The organism is Hymenobacter latericoloratus (genome assembly GCF_014199535.1).
Lineage (GTDB): Bacteria > Bacteroidota > Bacteroidia > Cytophagales > Hymenobacteraceae > Hymenobacter > Hymenobacter latericoloratus.
The window spans coordinates 908,087-928,406 of the sequence record NZ_JACHNV010000002.1; the positions used below are offsets into that span (position 1 = coordinate 908,087).

General features: G+C 61.0%; 15 protein-coding genes. 8 read left to right on the plus strand and 7 right to left on the minus strand.

Features of this window, described 5'->3' with window-relative positions:
• Positions 1-277 precede the first annotated feature (277 nt).
• The 4 genes from GGU46_RS09460 (at position 278) to phhA (ending at position 4,386) form a co-directional block, all read left to right on the plus strand.
• Complete coding sequence (locus GGU46_RS09460) at positions 278-787, plus strand: gluconokinase (RefSeq protein WP_215906299.1); 510 nt, start codon at positions 278-280, stop codon at positions 785-787.
• Between the two features lie 18 nt (positions 788-805).
• On the plus strand, positions 806-2,125 hold the full coding sequence (locus tag GGU46_RS09465) for a gluconate:H+ symporter (RefSeq protein ID WP_183403276.1): 1,320 nt from the start codon (positions 806-808) through the stop codon (positions 2,123-2,125).
• Between the two features lie 242 nt (positions 2,126-2,367).
• Positions 2,368-3,102 (plus strand): phenylalanine 4-monooxygenase, encoded by a 735-nt coding sequence (locus GGU46_RS09470; protein WP_183403277.1) that lies wholly within the window; start codon positions 2,368-2,370, stop codon positions 3,100-3,102.
• A gap of 525 nt (positions 3,103-3,627) precedes the next feature.
• Positions 3,628-4,386, plus strand: coding sequence for a phenylalanine 4-monooxygenase (gene phhA, locus GGU46_RS09475; RefSeq protein WP_246398823.1), 759 nt, complete (start codon positions 3,628-3,630; stop codon positions 4,384-4,386).
• A 132-nt stretch (positions 4,387-4,518) separates the two neighbouring features.
• Here phhA and GGU46_RS09480 read toward each other — a convergent pair whose 3' ends face one another.
• From GGU46_RS09480 to GGU46_RS09495, 4 genes are all read right to left on the minus strand, one after another.
• Positions 4,519-5,832: an ABC1 kinase family protein gene (locus tag GGU46_RS09480; protein WP_183403278.1), complete on the minus strand. Its 1,314-nt coding sequence runs from the start codon at positions 5,830-5,832 to the stop codon at positions 4,519-4,521.
• 116 nt (positions 5,833-5,948) lie between these two features.
• Positions 5,949-6,584, minus strand: a complete 636-nt coding sequence (locus GGU46_RS09485) for a TetR/AcrR family transcriptional regulator (RefSeq protein WP_139923043.1) — start codon at positions 6,582-6,584, stop codon at positions 5,949-5,951.
• Positions 6,585-6,772: 188 nt separating this feature from the next.
• A complete protein-coding gene (locus tag GGU46_RS09490) occupies positions 6,773-8,095 on the minus strand; it encodes a cryptochrome/photolyase family protein (protein WP_183403279.1) in 1,323 nt (440 codons plus the stop codon).
• Between the two features lie 91 nt (positions 8,096-8,186).
• Positions 8,187-8,900 (minus strand): SDR family NAD(P)-dependent oxidoreductase, encoded by a 714-nt coding sequence (locus tag GGU46_RS09495; RefSeq protein ID WP_183403280.1) that lies wholly within the window; start codon positions 8,898-8,900, stop codon positions 8,187-8,189.
• Between the two features lie 147 nt (positions 8,901-9,047).
• Between GGU46_RS09495 and rhuM the strand changes: the two genes are divergently transcribed.
• The 3 genes from rhuM (at position 9,048) to GGU46_RS09510 (ending at position 14,493) form a co-directional block, all read left to right on the plus strand.
• On the plus strand, positions 9,048-10,037 hold the full coding sequence (rhuM, locus tag GGU46_RS09500) for a virulence protein RhuM/Fic/DOC family protein (RefSeq protein ID WP_183403281.1): 990 nt from the start codon (positions 9,048-9,050) through the stop codon (positions 10,035-10,037).
• A gap of 197 nt (positions 10,038-10,234) precedes the next feature.
• Positions 10,235-13,684 (plus strand): pyruvate carboxylase, encoded by a 3,450-nt coding sequence (locus tag GGU46_RS09505; protein ID WP_183403282.1) that lies wholly within the window; start codon positions 10,235-10,237, stop codon positions 13,682-13,684.
• Positions 13,685-13,749: 65 nt separating this feature from the next.
• On the plus strand, positions 13,750-14,493 hold the full coding sequence (locus GGU46_RS09510; RefSeq protein WP_183403283.1) for a hypothetical protein: 744 nt from the start codon (positions 13,750-13,752) through the stop codon (positions 14,491-14,493).
• A 70-nt stretch (positions 14,494-14,563) separates the two neighbouring features.
• Here GGU46_RS09510 and GGU46_RS09515 read toward each other — a convergent pair whose 3' ends face one another.
• A complete protein-coding gene (locus tag GGU46_RS09515; RefSeq protein WP_183403284.1) occupies positions 14,564-15,034 on the minus strand; it encodes an META domain-containing protein in 471 nt (156 codons plus the stop codon).
• Positions 15,035-15,111: 77 nt separating this feature from the next.
• Between GGU46_RS09515 and GGU46_RS09520 the strand changes: the two genes are divergently transcribed.
• Positions 15,112-16,446, plus strand: coding sequence for a M20/M25/M40 family metallo-hydrolase (locus GGU46_RS09520; protein ID WP_183403285.1), 1,335 nt, complete (start codon positions 15,112-15,114; stop codon positions 16,444-16,446).
• A gap of 200 nt (positions 16,447-16,646) precedes the next feature.
• On the opposite strand, the gene GGU46_RS09525 is transcribed toward GGU46_RS09520, so the two are convergent.
• Positions 16,647-17,492: a transporter gene (locus GGU46_RS09525; RefSeq protein WP_183403286.1), complete on the minus strand. Its 846-nt coding sequence runs from the start codon at positions 17,490-17,492 to the stop codon at positions 16,647-16,649.
• Between the two features lie 196 nt (positions 17,493-17,688).
• Positions 17,689-20,160, minus strand: a complete 2,472-nt coding sequence (locus GGU46_RS09530) for a M1 family aminopeptidase (protein ID WP_183403287.1) — start codon at positions 20,158-20,160, stop codon at positions 17,689-17,691.
• Between the last annotated feature and the right edge of the window lie 160 nt (positions 20,161-20,320).

Sequence of the window (20,320 nt, forward strand, 5' to 3'; positions counted from 1 at the left end):
CCCGGCAGCCCACCGGCTACCTGTTCATGATTCATCTAGCTCAACTTAAACTGGAGGCAGAAGGTTATGGCTGGCTTGTTCTCCTGGCCTGATGCGGGAGACTACAAGTAGATGCATTTCTGCCCTGCCTGCGCCTACCCCTTTCCCAAAGTTGAACCTATCTTGAGCCAATAATCCTCTGGGGCGGGCCATTCGCTCCGGCTGTTACCGTTGAGACGCCGTAAGCGCATAAGCGCCTCTTGGCAATGCTTTTCGCCTCAATCCTTCCAGCTCTTCTATGGCTATAGCTCCGGTAATTATTGTAATGGGCGTGTCCGGCTCGGGCAAATCCACGGTGGGTTCCTTGCTGGCCCAGCAGCTGCAGGTGCCTTTTCACGATGCCGATGATTTCCACTCGCCCGCCAACATCGCCAAGATGGCCGGCGGCACCCCGCTGACTGATGAAGACCGCCAGGGGTGGCTGGAGGCTTTGGCGGCCGGCATCCGGGAGTGGAGCCAGAACGGCGGGGCGGTGCTGGCCTGCTCGGCCCTGAAAGAAAGCTACCGACAGCAACTGATGGCCAGCGGGCCCGTAACGTGGGTTTTTCTGGATGGGACTGAAGAGCTGGTGCGGCAGCGGCTCACCAACCGGGAAGGCCATTATATGGGCTCGGCGCTGCTGTCCTCCCAGTTTGAAGCCCTGGAGCGACCCGCTTACGGCCTGCGCCTGCCCATCGACAACACGCCCCCGGATCTGGTCGGCCGGATAGTAGCCTACCTGGAGCAGGAAAAAGGCAGTGCCCGCTAACCGGAAGCCGCTCGCCACATGACGTTCCTGATTCTGCTGGTAGCCATTCTGGTGCTGATTGGGCTCATTAGCTGGGCTAAGGTGCACGCCTTTCTGGCCTTTTTGCTGGTCACGATAGGGGTAGGGCTGGCTTTCGGGTTGGCGCCCGGCCCCCTGATGGCGGCCATCTACCAGGGCCTGGGCGATACGCTGGGCTCGGTGCTGCTGGTGATTGTGCTGGGGGCCATGCTGGGCAAGCTGGTGGCCGAAAGCGGCGCCGCTCAGCAAATTGCCGCCGTCCTGATTTCCGCCTTCGGTACGCGCCACATTCAATGGACGATGATGGTAGCGGGTTTTATTATCGGCATTCCGCTGTTCTACAATGTGGGCTTCGTGCTCATGATTCCGCTTATCTTCTCGGTGGTGTACAAGTACCGGCTGCCGGCCGTGTACGTGGGCCTGCCCATGCTGGCGTCGTTGTCGGTGATGCACGGCTTCCTACCCCCGCACCCGTCGCCAACCGCCCTGGTGGCGCAGTTTCACGCCAACCTGGGCCTTACGTTTCTCTACGGACTACTCATTGCCATTCCGGCCATTATTCTGGCCGGGCCGGTGTACGGCCGTACCCTGCGCGGTATCGTGTCGGTGCCCCTGGCCAGCTTTCAGGTAGAAGCCCTGCCGGAAAGCGCCCTGCCCGGTAAGCTGAACAGCTTTCTGTCCTCGTTGCTGCCGGTGCTGTTGCTGGTGGGCGTGCTGGGCTTGCAGGCCGCGCTACCCCTCAACAATGCCCCAACCCCCGCCCTGGCGTTCCTGGCCGAGCCGGCGGTGGCTATGCTGGTATCGGTGGGGGTAGCAACCTTCAGTTTAGGCACGGCCCTGGGCAAACCGCTGCCGGCCGTGATGGAGGCCTACTCGGCATCTATAAAAGACGTGGCCCTGATTCTGCTCATTATTGCCGGTGCGGGTGCTCTGAAGCAGGTGCTGGTGGCCAGCGGGGTCAGTGCCGATTTGGCGGCCGGGCTGCAGGGCACCGGGTTGCCGCCCCTGCTGCTGGGCTGGCTGATTGCGGCCGTCATCCGGGTGTGTTTGGGCTCGGCTACCATTGCCGGCCTCACGGCGGCCGGAGTTATGCTACCCACCGTAGCGCAGGCCCACGTCAACCCGAACCTGATGGTGCTGTCCATCGGGGCGGGCAGTTTAGTGCTGTCTCACGTCAACGACGCGGGCTTCTGGCTGTTCAAAGAGTACTTCAACCTGAGCGCCCGCGACACGTTTCGCTCCTGGACCATGATGGAAACCATCGTGTCGGTGGCGGGGCTGGCGGGGGTGCTGCTGCTCGACTGGATATTGGCCATCTGAGAAAAACCAGGCTCAGGCTGTGCGAGTTATTTCTGAAATACTATATATTTGCAGCATCATGCTGAACCTAACCGCGAAGTGCTTTAACCTGATGAATATTCGCCCCGTGCAGGGCGAGGTCGGGCCACTTTGCGGACGTAGAAGGTAGCAGCACAGCATGACACTTCTCTGAAAATCAAGCAAAAGCCCGACTCCGAAACAGGAGCCGGGCTTTTTTTCTGCCCTATAACCGGCACATTCTCATGGTACAGCAACACTACGACCAGTACACCGCCCAGGACCAGTTGGTTTGGAAGGTATTGTTCGACCGGCAAACGGCCCTGCTGCATAAGCGCGCCTGCTCGGCCTTCGGGCAGGGGCTGGCAGCGGTAGGCTTTCACCGCAACGCTATTCCCAACTTCGAGGAAGTAAACCAGCGCCTGCAGAAAGCCACCGGCTGGCAGCTGGAGCCAGTGCAGGGCATGCTGAATGATGCGGAGTTCTTTGGGCTGCTGGCCCAGCGCAAGTTTCCGGCTACCGTCTGGATCCGGTCCATGGAGCAGTTCGACTTCATCGAGGAGCCCGACTTATTCCACGGCGTTTTCGGGCACGTACCGCTGCTGATGGACCAGGCCTTTGCCGATTTCCTGCACTTCCTGGGGCAGGTAGCCGCCCGTCACCTCCACGATGCCGTGGCGCTGCAGCGGCTGGAACGGCTGTATGGCTTCACGGTGCAGTTCGGACTGGTAGAGGAGGGCGGCGCAACTCGCATGTACGGGGCCGGTTTGCTTTCTTCCTCGGGCGAAATTCACCATTGCATCGGCGACGTTACCCGCCGCCAGCCCTTCGATTTGGCTACGGTGCTGCACACGCCGTACAGCGAAGCGCACCTGCAGGACCAATACTTCGTGCTCACTAGCTGGGATCAGCTCTCGGAAAGCGTGGCCGATCTGGCGGCTCTGTTCTCCTCCGGCTGGCAGTTGCAGCCCGTGGAGTAGGTTTGGGGAAATTGATGGGGTAGGGCTTAGGAGGATATGATACGGCAGAGTTGAACTATCGTCATGCAGGGCGAAACATCTCGCGTGCTGATGTTGCGGACGTGGGCGCCTCACCCCCCGGCCCCCTCTCCAGGGGGAGAGGGGAGTGAATACCTTTGCAACGTCAGCACGCCAGATGTTTGCCTACGGCGACCTTCGGCTCGGCTGCGCCTCTACACAGCGCGTTTTCTGCATCATGAAAAACGCTTGTTCTACCCTGTAAAACCGAAGCAAGTCGCTTGCCGTTATAACGGCCACGCTGAAAGTTTCCTTTGACTTGCTGATTTCGTTTCCTGTAGTACATTTGCCCCCGATGCTATTGACTTCCCGCTATTACGCCTACGCTTATTACGCTCCCCACCGGAGCGGAGCGGCCACGGCGTGTCAGCGAGGATAGCAACTTTCTCTACCGACACTTTTCAAAAGCCTGCTTCCGCTTCGTGCGGAGGCAGGCTTTTTCTTTTTCACTCTATTTCTTCTTCTCAGATGATGACTTCTCTGACCGCCCCCGCCGCATCTGCCGCCCTGCCCCTCCTGACCCAGGATTATAGCCGCTACACCGCTGCCGACCAGCACGTGTGGCAGCTGCTCTTCGACCGGCAGATGGCCTTGCTTCCCGGCCGGGCCGCCGATGCCTTTCTGGAAGGGGTAAAGCAAATTGGCTTTACCCGCGAAACTATACCGGATTTTCGGGAAGTGAACCCGCGCCTGCGGGAGCTGACGGGCTGGGAGCTGGTAGTAGTGCCCGGCCTGGTGGACGATGCGGAGTTTTTCGGGCTGCTGGCCGAGCGCAAGTTTCCGGCTACTACCTGGTTGCGCAAGCTGGAGCAGCTCGATTACCTGGAGGAGCCCGACATGTTCCACGACGTATTCGGGCATGTGCCCTTGCTGACCAACCCGAGGTTTGCGCAGTTCCTCCAGCAGTTGGGCGAGGCGGCCCAGCACCACGCCCACCGCTGGCCCGGCACCCTGGAGCTGTTCACGCGCCTGTACTGGTTCACGGCCGAGTTTGGCCTAGTGCAGCAGCCCGATGGCCTGCGCATCTACGGAGCCGGCCTGCTGTCCTCGCACGGGGAGGTGAAATTCAGCCTGGGCGAGCAGCCCACCCGCCTGCCGTTCACGCTGGATGGGGTACTCAACACGGCCTTCGAGAAAGACAAGTTTCAGGAGTTGTACTTCGTGCTAAGCAACCTGCCGCAGCTACCCCAGGCCCTGGAGCAGCTCCTGGCCCGGCTGGTGGAATAGGTGAACGAGTACGTGAGGGAGGGCGTGAAGTGCGAGCGGAGCAAGGAATCTGAGTTAAGCGGTTGGGTGATTAACCCCGATTCCTTGCTCTGTTCGGAATGACAACGAAAAGTGCTCAGGTCTATGGAAGCCCTAAGCCGTTCGTACAAACGCCCGCAGCTCAGTCAGCAAAGCATACAGGCCCACGTAGGTGCGGTTGAGGTAGATGAAGTGCTCGGAGCCGCGGGGCTCGCGCTGCTGGCGTAGCTCGGGCTGCTGCATGAGGTCGTCGCCGAGGGCGTAGAGACTCTGCAGATACGCCGGGTCGCCGAAGTCGAAGGCGGGCTGGCGGAACGGGCGGCCCACCAGTTCTAGGGAGGCCTGCATGGTACGCACGTAAAACGTGCGCTGCGCCTCCGGGTCCTCGGGTTTTACTACCCCCGCCTGGGTCAGCAAAGCGGTCAGGCGGGCTTCGTTGGCCAGGGTTTCGGGGGCGAGCAGGGCTGTAAAGAGCTGGTGCACGTCGGCCGGAATTTCCTTTACGCAGCCAAAATCCAGCACGCCTACTGTACCGCCGTTGTCAGCCCGCAGCAGAAAGTTACCGGGGTGGGGGTCGGCATGCACCTGGCGCAGGGTGTTCAGCTGAAACATGTAGAAGTCCCAGAGGGCCTGGCCCAGTTGGTTGCGCACCTCCTGGCTGGGGTTGGTAGCCAGAAACTCCTTGAGGTGCTGGCCGGGCAGCCAGTCCATGGTCAGGATGCGGGGGGCCGACAGCGCGGGGTAGTACCGGGGGAACTGCAGGTTGGCCAGGTGGGCGCAGGCGGCGGCAATCTGCTGGCCGCGCCGCAGCTCCAGGGCATAGTCGGTTTCCTCGATCAGCCGGGTTTCCACTTCCTGCAGGTAAGGGCGCACGGTGGCTTCATCGAGGCCCAGCACGCGCAGGGCAATGGGCTTCACCAGCCGGATATCGGAGCGGATGCTGTCGGCCACGCCGGGATACTGCACCTTTACGGCCAGGGTGCGGCCGTCTTTTTCGGCCCGGTGCACCTGCCCGATGCTGGCGGCCTGCCGGGCGTTCAGGTCAAAGGTGTCAAACACCTCAAACGGCGACTTCCCGAAGGCATCCCGGAAGGCCTTCACCACCAGCGGCCCCGATAGGGGCGGCGTCTGATACTGGGCCTGGGCAAACTGCTCGGCGTAGGCCGTGGGCAGAATGTTTTTCTCCATGGCCAGCATCTGGGCCACTTTCAGCACCGAGCCCTTCATTTCGCTTAGGGCCCCGTACAGCTCGGCCGCGTTGGCCTCGTGCAGGTCGGCGGTGGAGCTGTCGGCCCCTACGGCCCGTTTGGCGTAGTGCTTCACGTAGTTGGCCCCCACGTTGAGGCCAGTTTTGGCGAAGCGGGCCGCCCGGGCGACTTTGGTGGTGGGCAGGGAGTTGAGCGGGGTATTCTCGGCGGAATCAGGCATGGAAGAAGGTTGAAAAGCCAGCCGTCATTCCGACGTAGGAGGAATCTGGATTTAACCGTCGAATGGCCACCTCAGATTCCTGCCGCGTCGGAATGACGGGCTATAGGCCGTAGCTACTAGCGACGATTCTGCACCAGAAAGCGCACAAAATCGGTGGCCGAGTCGAAGGTATTGCGCCCGACCAAATCGAAGCTCAGGGTAACGGCTTTCTCAATGGCGGCATCGGTGCGCTCAAAGTTCACCGACTCATCGCGGGCGAAAAAGCCCAGCACGAACAGCAGTTGCTGCCAAAAGAAGCGGGGGTACGTGTTTTCGATAAGTGGGCGGGTAGCAATTTCTCCACTCTGCCGACCCTCCCGCAGGATGTTTGTCACGAACTCCTCAAACTCCTGGCGCAGCCCATCGAGCACGCGTGGGGTCAGGCCGGGCATGCGGTGCAGGGAGCGGCGCAGGGCCTGCAGGGCGAAGCTGCGGTTGCGCTTCAGCACTTCCAGCAGGGTATAGTAGAAGCCCAGCAGTTTCTCGCGGGCGCCGTACTCGGCCCACACGGGTTCTTTGGAAGCAATATCATAAGCCTCGCGGCCGAAATCAGCCCACAGCTCCCTATCGAGCACGTCGAAGTTGGCGTAGTAGCGATAGAATTCCTGCTCCGGCAGGCCCAGCTTTTTGGTTAGCTTGAACACGGAGGCCGGGGGCGTGCCCTTGCGCAGCACGTAATCGAGGTAGGCTTGTTTGATGCGGTCCTTTTCCATGCCTGTATAACCAACTGAAGGGGTAGGAAGTTGCTGGGCAGTCAGGAATGAAAAGGGGGTACTATAGTGTAAACATAATCGAATGGGACTGCCTGATTAGGCTGTGTGAACAGGCTGGGTGAGTAGCAAGAAAGACCGTCATTCCTCGCGGGGCCCGGAATGACGGTCTGTTTTTTCTGGAATGTCGCTCATTGCCCCGCTGCCCGGTAGGCGGTGCGCAGCGTTTCTATGGCCCGCTCCCGGGCAAACTTGTGGTCCACAATGGGCTGGGGATAGGCGCTGGTGCCCAGCTCGGGCAGCCAGCGTTTCACGTAGGCCCGGTCGGCGTCGTAGCTGTCGAGCTGGCTCTGGGGGCTGTACACCCGGAACCAGGGGGCGGCCACCACCCCCGTGCCGGCCATCCACTGCCAGTTGCCCACGTTCTGGGCCATGTCGTAATCCAGCAGCTTGTCGGCGAAGTACCGGTCGCCCCAGCGCCAGTCGATGAGCAAGTGCTTCACCAGAAAGCCGGCCGCAGCAATGCGGGCCCGGTTGGGCAGGTAGCCCGTTTGGTTTAGCTCGCGCATGCCGGCATCTACCAGGGGGTAGCCCGTGCGGCCCTCGCACCAGGCCTGAAACTCCGCCTCGTTGTTGCGGTAGGGTACCTGGCGCAGGCGCGGCTCGAAGCTTTCGGTGGCCGTGGCGGGGTAGTGCCAGAGCAGCAGCATGAAGTAGTCGCGCCAGATAAGCTCGGCCAGCAGCTTGGGGTTCAGGTCGCGGGCCTGGCGCATCAGCTCGCGCACGCTCAGAGTGCCAAAGCGCAGGTGCACCGAGCGGCGGGTGCTGCTGTCCACCCGGCCCGGCGAGTCGCGGGTAAGGTGGTAGTTGCGCACCAGCTCCTCGGGCGGCAGCTCGTTGGCCGGCACCTGCTGCCGAAACTCCTCAAAGCCCATGCTCGCCAGGGTCGGGCGCGGCGCGGGCTGGGGTAGCTGGGCCAGGTTGGGGGCGGTGTAGAGGTCGGCGGAGGGGTAGGGCTGCAGGTGCTCGTCGCGCAGCTTTTCCAGCCAGGCCTTGCGGTAAGCCCCAAACACCCGCGCCGGCTTCCCCGACTTGCCCAGCAACTCATTCTTCGCGAAGATGACCTGATCCTTGAGGGCGTGAAACGCTACCCCGTGGCGGGCGGCCAACGCGGCCACGGCCGTGTCCCGCTCGGTGGCGTAGGGCTCGTAGTCCTCGTTGGTGTAGATGGCTGCCACCTCGTGCTGGCTCAGCAGCTGCTCGAAAACCTCCAGCGGCCGGCCGTAAAACGCCAGGAAGGTGCCGCCCTGCTGCTCGGTCTGGCGGGCCAGGCGCTCCACTTCATCATAAATGAACGTCACCCTTGCGTCGCGGCGGGAGGGTAGTAAATCCAGGATTTCCCGGTCGTAGATGAACAACGGCACCACCGGGTGGCCGCTTTGCAGAGCCGCCGCCAGGCCCGCGTTGTCGTGCTGGCGCAAGTCGCGCCGGTGCCAGAACAGGGTAATTTTCATGGGAGGTAGCGCGAAGCTTCCGCTTCGCATGTAGGGTGAAACCGGCGGAAATGATACGGGCAGTACGCAAAGCGGAAGCGTTAGGCTGCTTCTATTTTAACCGCCCCATACCCCCATCTACGGCGTGCACCTGCCCCGTGATGAAGGCGCTGTGGTCGGAGAGTAGAAAAGTGGTCATGTAGGCCAGGTCCTGGGGCTCGCCGATGCGCTGCAAGGGGTGGCGCTTGGCCCCGGCTTCTACCTTCTCGGGCGTGCTGAGCAGGGCGGCGGCCAGGGGCGTGTTGGTGAGAGAAGGCGCTACGCAGTTAATCCGGATGCCGCTGGCGGCGTACTCGGCGGCCAGGGCGCGGGTGAGGCCCTCCACGGCGGCTTTGGCCGTGGCAATGCTAGCGTGAAAGGCCATGCCGGTATCGGCCGCTACCGTGCTAAACAGCACCACGGAGGCACCGTTGGCCTTTTTCAACCGCTTCATAGTAGCCTGCAGGATTTGTACTGCCCCAAGTACGTTCAGCTCAAAGTCGGCCCGAAAGTCGTCGGCCGGAATTCGCTCGAAGGGCCGCAGCTTGATGGAGCCAGGGCAGTACACCACCCCGTGCAATACTTCGGGCAGGCCATCCAGGGCAGCACCTACGGGCTGGGTTACGTCCAGCTCTATAAATGTAGTGTTCAGCTCAGCCAGCTCCGGCGACAGGTGCCGCGAGGCCGTGAACAGGTTGGCGTTCAGCTTTTGAAGCAGCTGAGCTGTAGCCAGCCCGATACCGGAGGAAGCCCCCACGAGGAGGATGTTTTTGTTCGCAAATTCCATTCGAGGAAGATCAGGTGAGAAGGTTTCTACTCAACTCAACCGTGCCGGGAAGGTTTATGGCGTAGCCTTCGTAGCGAATATCAACGCTGACTTGGCTACTGACGCCTGATTACGCATATTGCTGGGTTGCTACTGATTTTCAACCCTATGCCCGCCGCTACTACCGCCACGCCGGATATCATCCTCTATCAATCCGCCGACGGCCAAACCCGCCTCGACGTGCACCTGCAAAACGAAACCATCTGGTTAACCCAGGCCCAGATGGCAGACTTGTTTGGTCGGGAAAGGAGCGTAATTACCAAGCACTTGCGTGCTATTTTTCAGTCTGATGAATTGGACGAAGAAAGCAATGTGCAAAAAATGCACATTGCTTTTTCGGACAAACCGGTGACGTATTACAACCTCGACGTTATCATTTCCGTGGGGTACCGGGTTAACTCTAAGAAAGGCACGCAGTTCCGGCAGTGGGCTACCCAGGTGTTGCGGCAGTACTTGGTGCGGGGTTACGCCCTCAACGAGCAGCGCCTGCGCGAAGACGCCCGCCAACTGGCCGACCTCAAGCGCCTGCTCCAGCTCCAGGGCGAAATAGCCGACAGCCAGGAGCTGACGCCTACCCAGACCACGGCTCTGCTACGGGTACTCAGCGACTACGCCCGCGCCCTCGACGTGCTGGACCAGTACGACCACCAGCGCCTGCGCATTACTGCTACTTCACCCGATACGCCGTTTGAGTTAACCTACGAGGCCGCTTTGCAAGCCGTGGACAGCCTGCGGGAGCAATTTGGGGGTAGCATTCTGTTCGGGCGCGAAAAGGACGAGTCGTTCCAGAGCTCCGTGCGCACGATTTACCAGAGTTTTGGCGGCGTAGAGCTGTACCCGAGTGTGGAGGAGAAAGCGGCCAACCTGCTCTATTTCGTCGTCAAGAACCATTCGTTCTCGGATGGGAACAAGCGCATCGCGGCTTTCCTGTTCGTGTGGTTTATGGATAAAAACGGCTGCCTCTACAAAGCTGATGGCTCCCGCCGCCTCGCCGATAATGCGCTGGTAGCCCTTACCCTGCTGATTGCCGAGAGTAAGCCGGAAGACAAAGAAGTGATGGTGAAGCTCGTTGTCAATCTGATTAATCAGGAAAACTAGCATTGACAGATACTGTTAAGTAAATCAGTGCTATAAGGCGGTTGGGTTTGCCTTACGCCGCCAGCCAGCCGAAGACAAGGTTGTACACTATTGGCTGCGAAAAAATATGATTTAGCAAAAATTCGCTACATGTTCTGGGCTTCGTTCCGTAGCTTGCACCACGCCTTCCACTTCTACTCCCTACACCGCTTTCCACGATGAACATCCGCAAACTGCTGGTCGCCAACCGGGGCGAAATTGCCATTCGCGTTATGCGCGCCGCCACCGAGCTGGGCATTACCACGGTGGCCGTCTATACCTACGAAGACCGGTACTCCCTGCACCGCTACAAAGCCGACGAAGCCTACCAGATTGGGCGCGATGATGAGCCGCTAAAGCCCTACCTCGATATTGAAGGGCTGATTCGCACGGCCAAGGAAAACGGCGTCGATGCCATTCACCCCGGCTACGGCTTCCTGAGTGAAAACGCTACCCTGGCCCGGCGCTGCCGCGAGGAAGGCATTATTTTCGTGGGGCCGCGGCCGGAAGTCATGGAAGCCCTCGGCGACAAGGTGGCCGCCAAGAAAGTGGCCGTGGAGTGCCAAGTGCCCATTATTGAAAGCAGCCAGCAGGACCTCACCGACTTTGAGGTGGCCCGCGAAGAAGCCCACCGCATTGGCTACCCCGTGATGCTGAAGGCGGCGGCCGGCGGCGGGGGGAGGGGCATGCGTGTGATTCGGGATGATGAGCAGCTGGAAAAAGGCTTCTTCGAGGCCCGCAACGAAGCCCTGAAAGCCTTCGGCGACGATACCGTGTTTCTGGAGAAGTTCGTGGAGCGGCCCAAGCACATTGAGGTGCAGCTAGTGGCCGACAACTACGGCGGCCTTACCCACCTCTACGAGCGGGACTGCTCGGTGCAGCGGCGGTACCAGAAGGTAGTGGAAGTAGCGCCTTCGCTCAACCTGCCCGACCACATGCGCCACCTCTTATATGAGTACGCGCTGCGCCTGGGCCGGGCCGTGAACTACAACAACGTGGGCACCGTGGAATTTCTGGTGAACCCCGAGCACGACCGGATTTACTTTATTGAGGTGAACCCGCGCATTCAGGTAGAGCACACGGTGACGGAAATGATTACCGGCGTGGACCTGATTAAAACTCAGCTCCACGTAGCGGACGGCCGCCGCCTCACCGACCCCGAAATCGGGCTGGGGCTTGATGTGAAGCCGCCGAAGGTGGGGGTAGCCATTCAGTGCCGCATCACCACCGAAGACCCCGAGCAGGATTTCAAGCCCGACTACGGCACCATCACGGCCTACCGCTCGGCCGGCGGCTTCGGGATTCGGCTGGACCAGGGCTCGGTGTACACGGGGGTGCGCATTTCGCCCTTCTTTGATTCCCTGCTGGTGAAGGTGTCGGCCCAGGCGCCCACTCTGGAAGGCGCGGCCACCAAGATGGCCCGCACGCTGGATGAGTTCCGGGTGCGCGGGGTGAGCACCAACATCCAGTTCCTGCAGAACATTATTGCTCACCCCATGTTCATGGCCGGCGAGGCCAACGTGGACTTCATCAAGGACCACCCCGAGCTGTTCAAGTTCAAAACCCGCCAGGACCGCGCCACCAAAGTTCTGAGCTTCCTGGGCAACGTCATCGTAAACGGCAACCCCGACGTGAAGGGTCACGTGGACCCCAAACGCGAGCTGCGCAAGCCCCTGCTGCCGGAAGCCGACCTGACAACACCGCCGCCCCCCGGCACCAAGCAAAAGCTCACGGAGCTCGGCCCCGACGGCTTTGCTCAGTGGTTGCGCCAGGACAAGCAGATTCACTACACCGACACCACCCTGCGCGACGCCCACCAGAGCCTGCTGGCTACCCGCATGCGTACCTACGACATGCTGAAAGTGGCCGAGCGCTACGCCCGCCAGCATCCGCAAACCTTTTCCCTGGAGTGCTGGGGCGGGGCTACCTTCGATGTGGCCCTGCGCTTCCTGCACGAAGACCCCTGGGAGCGGCTGGCCAAGCTGCGTGCCGCCGTCCCCAACATTCTGCTGCAGATGCTGATTCGCGGGGCCAACGGCGTGGGCTACAAAGCCTACCCCGATAACCTCACCGAACGGTTCGTGGAGCAGGCCGCCGAAACCGGCATCGACGTGTTCCGCATCTTCGACTCGCTGAACTGGATGCCGGGCATGGAAGCCTGCATCGGCTTCGTGCGCAACAAGACGGACCGCCTGGCCGAAGCCGCCATCTGCTACACCGGCGACATTCTGGACCCCAAGCGCAATCAGAAATACAACCTCGGCTACTACCTGCGCCTGGCCCGGCAAATCGAGGAAGCCGGCGCCCACATCCTCTGCATCAAGGACATGGCGGGTTTGCTGAAACCCTACGCCGCCACCGAGCTGATTACCGCTCTGCGCGACACCATCAGCCTGCCCATTCACCTGCATACCCACGACACCAGTTCCCTGCAGCCCGCTACCTACCTGAAAGCCGTGGAAGCCGGCGTTGATGTGATTGATGTGGCGCTGGGTAGCCTCTCGGGCCTTACGTCCCAGCCCAACTTCAACTCTGTGGTGGAAATGCTGCGGGGGCAGGAGCGCCACCGCGAGTTCAACCAGGAGTCGCTCAATGAGTTCAGCAATTACTGGGACACGGTGCGGGAGCACTACTACCCCTTCGAGTCGGGCCTGAAGGCGGGTACTTCGGAGGTGTTTCAGCACGAAATTCCGGGCGGGCAGTACTCCAACCTGCGGCCCCAGGCGGCGGCCCTGGGCCTCCTGGATAAGTTCGAAACCATCAAGCACACTTTCGCTGACGTAAACCAGCTGTTTGGCGACATCGTGAAGGTAACCCCCTCCTCGAAAGTAGTCGGCGACATGGCCCTGTTCCTGGTGTCCAACAACCTGACCACGGCCGACGTGCTGGAGAAAGGCCCCACCCTGAACTTCCCCGAATCGGTGCGGGAGCTGTTCCGCGGCGACATCGGGCAGCCCGAAGGCGGCTGGCCCCGAGAGGTGCAGAAAGCCATTCTAAAAGACGAGCTGCCCTTCACCGACCGGCCCAACGAGCACCTCGCCCCCATCGACTTTGACCGGGAGTGGCAGCGGTTTGAGGAGAAGTTCGGGCAGCGCGGCAAGTTCACCGATGTGCTTTCCTGGCTGCTTTACCCCAAGGTGTTTGAGCAGTACTGGCAGCACCAGCAGCAGTACGGCGACGTATCGGTGGTGCCGACCCCGGTGTTCTACTACGGCCTGCAGCTGGGCGAGGAAACCATCATCAACATTGCCCGCGGCAAGAGCATTATCGTGGGCCTGCAGAGCGTGGGTCCGGTAAACGAAGACGGCTGCCGCACCCTGTTCTTCACCCTCAACGGCCAGGGCCGCAACCTGGAAATCCGCGACAACTCGGTGGAGGTGAAAAAGGTGCAGAACCCGAAAATCGACAAGGCCAACCAGAAGCAGATTGGGGCCCCGCTCCAGGGCCTGCTTTCCAAAGTGCTGGTGCAGTCGGGCCAGCAGGTGCGCAAGAACTCGCCCCTGTTCATCATTGAAGCCATGAAGATGGAAACCACCATCACGGCCCAGGATGATACCACCGTGCAGGCCGTGAATCTGCCCGAAGGCACCCTGGTGAATGCCGACGATTTGGTGCTGACCCTGGGGTAGGTTCGAAATTTGAGCGGAAACCAGTAGCTTAGGGAATAGAACGCTCCCTCTTTTTCCTTGTGTCCATGACCTTTCGCTTTTCCGCAGTAGTACTGGCGCTGGCGTTGCCCGTAGCCGCCGTTGAAACGGCATATGCCCAGCAGCCTCAGATTGAGCAGGTAGGGGCCGCCGCCCAGTCCAACCTTAACGCCCTGGTAAATGGCTCCCCAACGGTAGTTCCCACCGCCTCCGCTGAAGCCACCAAAGGCTCGCCCTACGCTGATAACCGCTGGCTGCCGGCCCGCCTGCGCATGACCAACAAAATACCCCTGGCCCCGGTGCCCCTGAAGTACGATGTGCTCAACCAGCGCCTGCTCATGCGGCCCGTGAACCGCCCCAACGACTCCCTGCAGCTGGATGACCGCCTGCTGGCTGGTTTCGAGCTGGAAGAGCCCGCCCTTACAGCTACCGGCACCCGCAAACGCACATTTCGGCGCTTTACTGATGCTCCCGAGCCAACCCAGCGCACCGATTATGTAGAGGTGCTGCATGAGGGCAAGTACACCCTGCTGAAGCGCTACGGCAAAGCCCTGCGCAAAGCCGACTTCCAGGGCGCCTACAGCACCAACCGGCGCTACGATGAAATTGAGGACAAGACCACCTATTACCTGCGGCACCCCAACGGCACTCTGGTGCCCGTAAAGCTGACGCTCAAGTCCCTGCAGGCTGCCGCCCCCGAGTTGGCCAGCGCCCTGAAAGCCGCGCCTAAATCTTCCGCCGCCAAAACGGATGCGGAGTGGTCGGCTGTTCTGGCGGCGGCCGACAAGTAGCCCCTGCCACGGCCGCCCTGTTCCCGGGCGGCCCCTTCCGGCAGTTGCCGGAAGGGGCCGCCCGATTTTTTTATTGTCTCTGCGCTTGTAGGGTGGCCAGCACAGTGGCGGTTGATTCTCCGTGCAGGTAAAGCGTATCGGCGCTGATGCGGTAGCGGCGGGCGTTGTTCAGGGCCGTAAGAAACGCCGTTTCAGTGTTCAGATCGGGGCAGGCCATTTTGGTGGCCAGCAGGGGGCCAAACCGCAGTTCGCCGGCGGCGGGTAGCGTGAAGCTCCCCCGGAAGCGGTTGCAACCGGCCTGGCCCTCGGCCCGCTCCTCCGCGGCGTTCAGCTGCAGATAGATTTCCTTATCGGGGCTTGCGGTAAGCGGCTGGTTGCCAACCTGGCGCAGGAGCCAGCGCGTGCCGCGCAGGGCAGTTGGTGTGGTACCGGCGGAGTTAGCGGCGGTGGTGGGGGTAGCGGCAGGGACCAGGTTAGACTGGCAGGACGACAACAGGCCAAGCCCGCTAAGCAGGGCAACACAAACAGCAGAATTGCGCATAGGTGGTATTAAAGAAAAGCGGAAGAGTAAGCAGGGAAAGAGTAACTGTGATTAAAGCAAATTGGCTATTTTGGGCCATGCGAAATTTCTTTTTACTCTCCCTTTTATTCTATTGCACACACACGGCGGTAGGGCAGAAAAAAACAGCTCCCGTAAGTAAAGCCACCGTGTCGGCGGCCACGGTAGAACGGGTTGTACGCACGCTGGCCGCCGATGATATGCAGGGCCGGGCCTCCGGCAAACCCGGTGGGCAAAAAGCGGCCCAGTTTCTGGCCGCTGAATTTCAGCGCATCGGCCTGCAGCCCTTGCCCGGCCTGAAAGGGTTCGAACAAAGCTTCCCTACGTACGAGGTGCGCACGGCGGCGGCCTTCGTTACCATCAACGGCGCCAACCTCAGCCCCGACAAGATGCTGCTGGTGTCGGGGCAGCCGCACCTGAACTGGACGGAGGCCGACGAGCCGGCGGCTCGCATCCTAACCGTTGGGGCCGACGGTAACCTACTGCGCGAAGCCCGGCCCTTGCTGGAGCCCCACGAAAACACCATCGTATTCGTTGATCCGGCCCAGGCCGCGGCCTTCAAGCGCCTGGCCGGCTACCTGCAGCGCGGCGGCCTGCGTCCCGAAAAGCCCGCGCCGTTCACGACTCTGTTCGTGCTGGGTGCTACCCCGCCCGCGCCCCTGAAATTCCGGGTGGCCGCTACCACCACCATCCGGACGGTGGAGCTGCGCAACATTGTGGGTCTGCTGCCGGGCAAAGATGCCGCCCGGGCTTCGGAGCAGGTCGTCTTCAGCGGCCACTACGACCACATCGGGATGCTGCCGGCCGTGCAGGGCGACTCCATTGCCAACGGTGCCGATGATGACGCCAGCGGCACCTCGGCCGTGGTAGCGTTGGCTGAGTATTTCAAGCAGAAAAATGACAACGCCCGCTCCCTCGTATTCGTGGCCTTTGTGGCCGAGGAAATCGGGGGCTTCGGGGCGCGCCACTTCTCCCGCCAGCTTAATCCCAAGCAGGTGGTGGCCATGTTCAACATCGAAATGATTGGCAAGGAGGCGAAGTTCGGCCCCAACTCGGCCTTTATTACGGGCTTCGATAAATCAGACTTCGGCAAGCTGCTGCAGGAAGGTGCCAAGGGCACCACCTTCCGCTTCGAGCCCGACCCGTACCCCGAGCAAAACCTGTTCTACCGCTCCGATAACGCCACCCTGGCCCGCCTGGGCGTGCCGGCCCACACCATCAGCACCGACCAGATTCCGGACGATAAGCGCTACCACAGCGTGGACGACGAAGTAGAAAGCCTGAACCTGGTGAACATGACCAACGTCATTTCCGCCATCGGCCGCAGCGCCGCCGGCATCATCAGCGGCCAGCAAACTCCCACGCGCATCGCCCCGGAATCGGTGAAGCAGTAACAGCGAGGTGGTGAAGGGTGTCATGGCGAGGACGAAGGACGAAGCCATCCGTCCTGACCAATGTGCTACCCCCTGAAATGTGACAAGCCCTTGACGACTGTGCGAGCGTCAAGGGCTTGTCTGTTTATCAGGCTGGTCACGGAAGAGAGGAAGGATGGCGTCGTCGTACCTCCTCGCCATGACAACACCTCACTCATTCACTACTTCCCTAGGCGCATACTCAGGCCGGCGCCTACGTTAAAGCCGCCCGCCGCGGGCGTCAGGCCGTGGGCGGCCGTCACATCCAGGCGCAAACCGGGGGTAGGGCGGAAGAACAGGCCCGAGGTGAGGCCCGGCCGCCAGCCCTGCTGGCGCTGCCAGGTGGCGTAGGTTTCGGCAAAGAAGCCCAAGTGGTTGTTGGCAGATATCGGGCCGTTGAGGGCCAGGGTCGTCAGGTACTGGCCCTGTTTGGTGCCTTCGGCTTTGAAGCCCTGCTGCCGGAAGCCCAGGTTGCCTTCCAATCCGAACCGCTGCCCCAGCTGCTGCGACACCAACAGGCGGGCGCCGGGCTCGAACTGCTTGTTCTGAAAGGAGGCGTCGCCGTTGCGCAGGTTCATATCGAAGAGCACGACTACCTGGGAACGGGCATTCTGGACCGTGGAAGCCAGAAGCTTCGCACCCACATTCAGCGGCGCGAAGCCCGCCGGGCCGGCAAATGGGGCAGGAGCGCCCTCGGCCGTCAGCGGGCGGGTAGCAGGCGTGAGCAGATAGTTCTGGGTGGCGCGCAGCTCAATATGGTTGAAGAAACCTACTCGCAGGGTGCTACCCCAGGCCGTGCGCCCCGCGTAGCCCGTGCTGCTACCCCCATCGTAGCGGGTAAGGCCGGTTTCCAGCTGAAACTGGCCTGGGTAGAGCATGTTGGTGGTGATGGTCTGGCCCGGCCGGTCGGGGCGGATGAGGCGCACAAACGGCGACTCCTCATTGCCGAGGTTGGGGTCAGTGGTTTGGGCCAGGGTGCAGGCCGGGCCGGCAAGCAGCAGCGTACCGGCGGTCAGCAGAGTGGTCATTCGCATGCTTACTCCGACGCCAGCCACGCCAGAATAGTTCGATTTTCCGAAGATGCTGTAACCCTGATCAGTAATTTACGTGGCTGGATGCTACCTCGAAAACAGCCTTCTGTAAGCTGTATTCCAGAAAATAAGGACAAGAAAAAGGTCGGAACCCTGTTCCGGCCTTTTTGAAGAAATCAAGAAAATTACGGACTTACTGCGCCTGCCTAATGGCCTGCATAGCAGCCTGCACTTTGGCTTTCTCGTCGGCAGACTTGCTCTGCTGCACCTTGTCCAGCATAGCCAGGATGGGCTCATCTACCCCGTACTTTTTGTACTGCACGGCCAGTTTTTGCAGACGCTCTACTCCCTCGTTCAGCACGGTAGCATCGTTCAGGCGCGACATGAAGCCTACCAGGCTCTCCAGCATATTAAACTTGCCCTGGGGGCCGGCCGCGTCAAACTGGTCGCGGACGTAGGCCCAGGTGCTGGCGTCGCCGTGCTCGGCGTACACGGCGGCCACGGCGGCCGCGACGGTCCCATTGGCATCTTTCTGGAGCGCCTGCGCTTTGGCCAGGGCCTGCTTGGGCTGCACGGAGGCCAGGCCCTGCAGCGCTGCACCCTGCACGGCGTACGACTGGCTGTTGAGTGCCTGCGTGAAGGCTTTTGTATCCTTTTTGTCGCCTAGTTCGCCCAAGGCCAGCAGCATAGCCGCCTGGTTGTTGGTGTTCTTTTCCTGGGCCAGCTGCTTGCGGATAGCCGGCGCGGCCGCTTTCTGCACGGCTTTGTCATCGAGCTTCAGACCCGAGAGGGCCGAAAGGCGCAGGCCGGCGTACTTGTCGTTGAGAGCCGAGAGCAGGAGCTGGCGGGCGGCGGCATCGGTGGGAGGCAGCTGGGCGGCGGCCGCTACGGCCTCGCGGCGGTCCACGAAGCGCGGGGCGTTTTTGTACTGGTAAGCGTACTCGGCGAAGGGCTTGTTGTCGGTTTTCTGCCACAACAGCACCTTATCGGCATCCACGTTCACCAGGTTAGGCTTGCTGGCGCCCGGGAAGCGGAACGTTTGGGTTGCCTGGCGCATCACTACTTGGTGGCGCTGGGCTTTGCCGTTCACGTACACATCCACGGCCATGGGCAGCTGGAATACCTGACCGGGCTGGGTTTGCTTGATGGTAACCGTCTGCTCCTTGCGGCCGGCATCATAGGCGTAGTCGATGGTAACTACCGGGTGGCCGGAGCTAAAGTACCACTGGTTGAAAAACCAGTTCAAATCCTGGCCCGATACGGCTTCCAGAGCCAGGCGCAGCTGGTGGGCTTCGCCGTTGCCGAACTTGTTGTCGGTGAGGTACTTTTTCAGGCCGGCAAAGAACACGTCATCGGTGAGGTAGTTGCGCAGCATGTTCAGGATCTGGCCGCCCTTCTGGTAGCTCACCAAGTCAAACATGTCCTCCTTATCGGCGTAGTGGAAGCGCACGAGGTGCTTCTGGGCATCCTGGGGGCTGCGCAGATAGTTGCGCATGTTCATGTAGGCGTGGGCGTCGCCGGCATCCTGGCCGTACTTGTACTCGGCCCACAATGCTTCCGAGAAGTCAGCAAACGACTCATTCACCGTCAGGTTGCTCCAGCTTTCGGCCGTTACCAAATCGCCGAACCACTGGTGGAACAGCTCGTGAGCAATAACTGATTCGCCGCTGGCGTACTCGGCATCCAGCAATCCGCGGGCATCTTTCTGCAGAAACTCACCGTGCAAAGTTGCCGAGGTGTTTTCCATGGCCCCGCTCACGTAGTCGCGCACCACTACCTGGGCATACTTGTTCCAGGCGTAATCTACCCCGAGGCGCTGAGAGAAAAACTCCAGCATTTCGGGCGTATTGCCAAAAATCTGCTTGGCGAAGGGCGCGTACTTGGGCTCGAGGTAGTAGCTTACTTCCTTGCCCCGCCAGGTGTCCTTGGTAATCTTGAAGTCGCCCACGGCCATCATGAAGAGGTAGGGCGAGTGGGGCAGCTCCTGCTTCCAGGTGTCGGTGCGGGTACCGTCGGGGTTATTTTTCTGCGAGTCGAGGCGGCCGTTGCTGAGCGTGACGTAGCGGGCGGGCACTGTCATGCTGATTTCGGCGGTGGTTTTCTGGTTGGGCTTGTCGATGGTGGGGAACCACGCTGAGGAGGCTTCCGTCTCGCCCTGGGTCCAGATTTGGCGGGGCTTGCCGGCCTCGGTGCTGTCGGGGTTGATGAAGTACAGGCCCTTGGCGTCGGTAATGGCCTCACTGCCCTTGGTTTTCAGCTCATCGGGCTTGGCCACGTACTCAATGTACACGGTGTACTGCTGGCCGGGGGTATAGAGTTTGTCCAGGTGCACCAGCATCTGCTCCTGGTTGTAGTCGAACTTCAGCGTTTTGGTATCGTTGCCATTTACCATCGTCACCGACTTGATATCCATGCCTTTCGCATCGAGGCGCAGGGAATCAGTAGCGTAGGCCACGGGCTGCAACGTCACCCACTCGCGGCCCAGCAGCTGGCGCTTGGTGTAGTCGAAGCGCACATCCAGCTTGGTGTGCACCAGGGCATTGACTTTGCGGGCAGTTTCGCGGTAGGGGAGGGTAGCGGCGGAATCGGGGCGGGCGGCAGGCGACTGGGCCAGGGCGGGCATAGCACCCAGCAGGCCGAGGCTCAGCAGAAAAGCTTTCGTCATGAAATAAGAAGCAAGGATTGGGCTGCTAGTTGCAAACTTTTCTGCACAGATGCGCCGGAAACCGGCTTGGTTGCACGGCAGGGGGTAGGGAGCTTATAGGGGAAAATCAGCCTAATGCTTTACACCCTGGGTAGTCACCGCCTCTGGTCCTCTATCTTCG

What these genes read in the sequence shown, in the direction of transcription:
- GGU46_RS09525 (WP_183403286.1), bottom strand. Translation starts at nt 17,492, where the DNA reads ATGACCACTCTGCTGACCGCCGGTACGCTGCTGCTTGCCGGCCCGGCC.
- GGU46_RS09510 (WP_183403283.1), top strand. Translation starts at nt 13,750, where the DNA reads ATGACCTTTCGCTTTTCCGCAGTAGTACTGGCGCTGGCGTTGCCCGTA.
- GGU46_RS09480 (WP_183403278.1), bottom strand. Translation starts at nt 5,832, where the DNA reads ATGCCTGATTCCGCCGAGAATACCCCGCTCAACTCCCTGCCCACCACC.
- GGU46_RS09470 (WP_183403277.1), top strand. Translation starts at nt 2,368, where the DNA reads ATGGTACAGCAACACTACGACCAGTACACCGCCCAGGACCAGTTGGTT.
- GGU46_RS09485 (WP_139923043.1), bottom strand. Translation starts at nt 6,584, where the DNA reads ATGGAAAAGGACCGCATCAAACAAGCCTACCTCGATTACGTGCTGCGC.
- phhA (WP_246398823.1), top strand. Translation starts at nt 3,628, where the DNA reads ATGATGACTTCTCTGACCGCCCCCGCCGCATCTGCCGCCCTGCCCCTC.
- GGU46_RS09460 (WP_215906299.1), top strand. Translation starts at nt 278, where the DNA reads ATGGCTATAGCTCCGGTAATTATTGTAATGGGCGTGTCCGGCTCGGGC.
- GGU46_RS09505 (WP_183403282.1), top strand. Translation starts at nt 10,235, where the DNA reads ATGAACATCCGCAAACTGCTGGTCGCCAACCGGGGCGAAATTGCCATT.
- GGU46_RS09530 (WP_183403287.1), bottom strand. Translation starts at nt 20,160, where the DNA reads ATGACGAAAGCTTTTCTGCTGAGCCTCGGCCTGCTGGGTGCTATGCCC.
- GGU46_RS09520 (WP_183403285.1), top strand. Translation starts at nt 15,112, where the DNA reads ATGCGAAATTTCTTTTTACTCTCCCTTTTATTCTATTGCACACACACG.
- GGU46_RS09495 (WP_183403280.1), bottom strand. Translation starts at nt 8,900, where the DNA reads ATGGAATTTGCGAACAAAAACATCCTCCTCGTGGGGGCTTCCTCCGGT.
- GGU46_RS09490 (WP_183403279.1), bottom strand. Translation starts at nt 8,095, where the DNA reads ATGAAAATTACCCTGTTCTGGCACCGGCGCGACTTGCGCCAGCACGAC.
- GGU46_RS09515 (WP_183403284.1), bottom strand. Translation starts at nt 15,034, where the DNA reads ATGCGCAATTCTGCTGTTTGTGTTGCCCTGCTTAGCGGGCTTGGCCTG.
- rhuM (WP_183403281.1), top strand. Translation starts at nt 9,048, where the DNA reads ATGCCCGCCGCTACTACCGCCACGCCGGATATCATCCTCTATCAATCC.
- GGU46_RS09465 (WP_183403276.1), top strand. Translation starts at nt 806, where the DNA reads ATGACGTTCCTGATTCTGCTGGTAGCCATTCTGGTGCTGATTGGGCTC.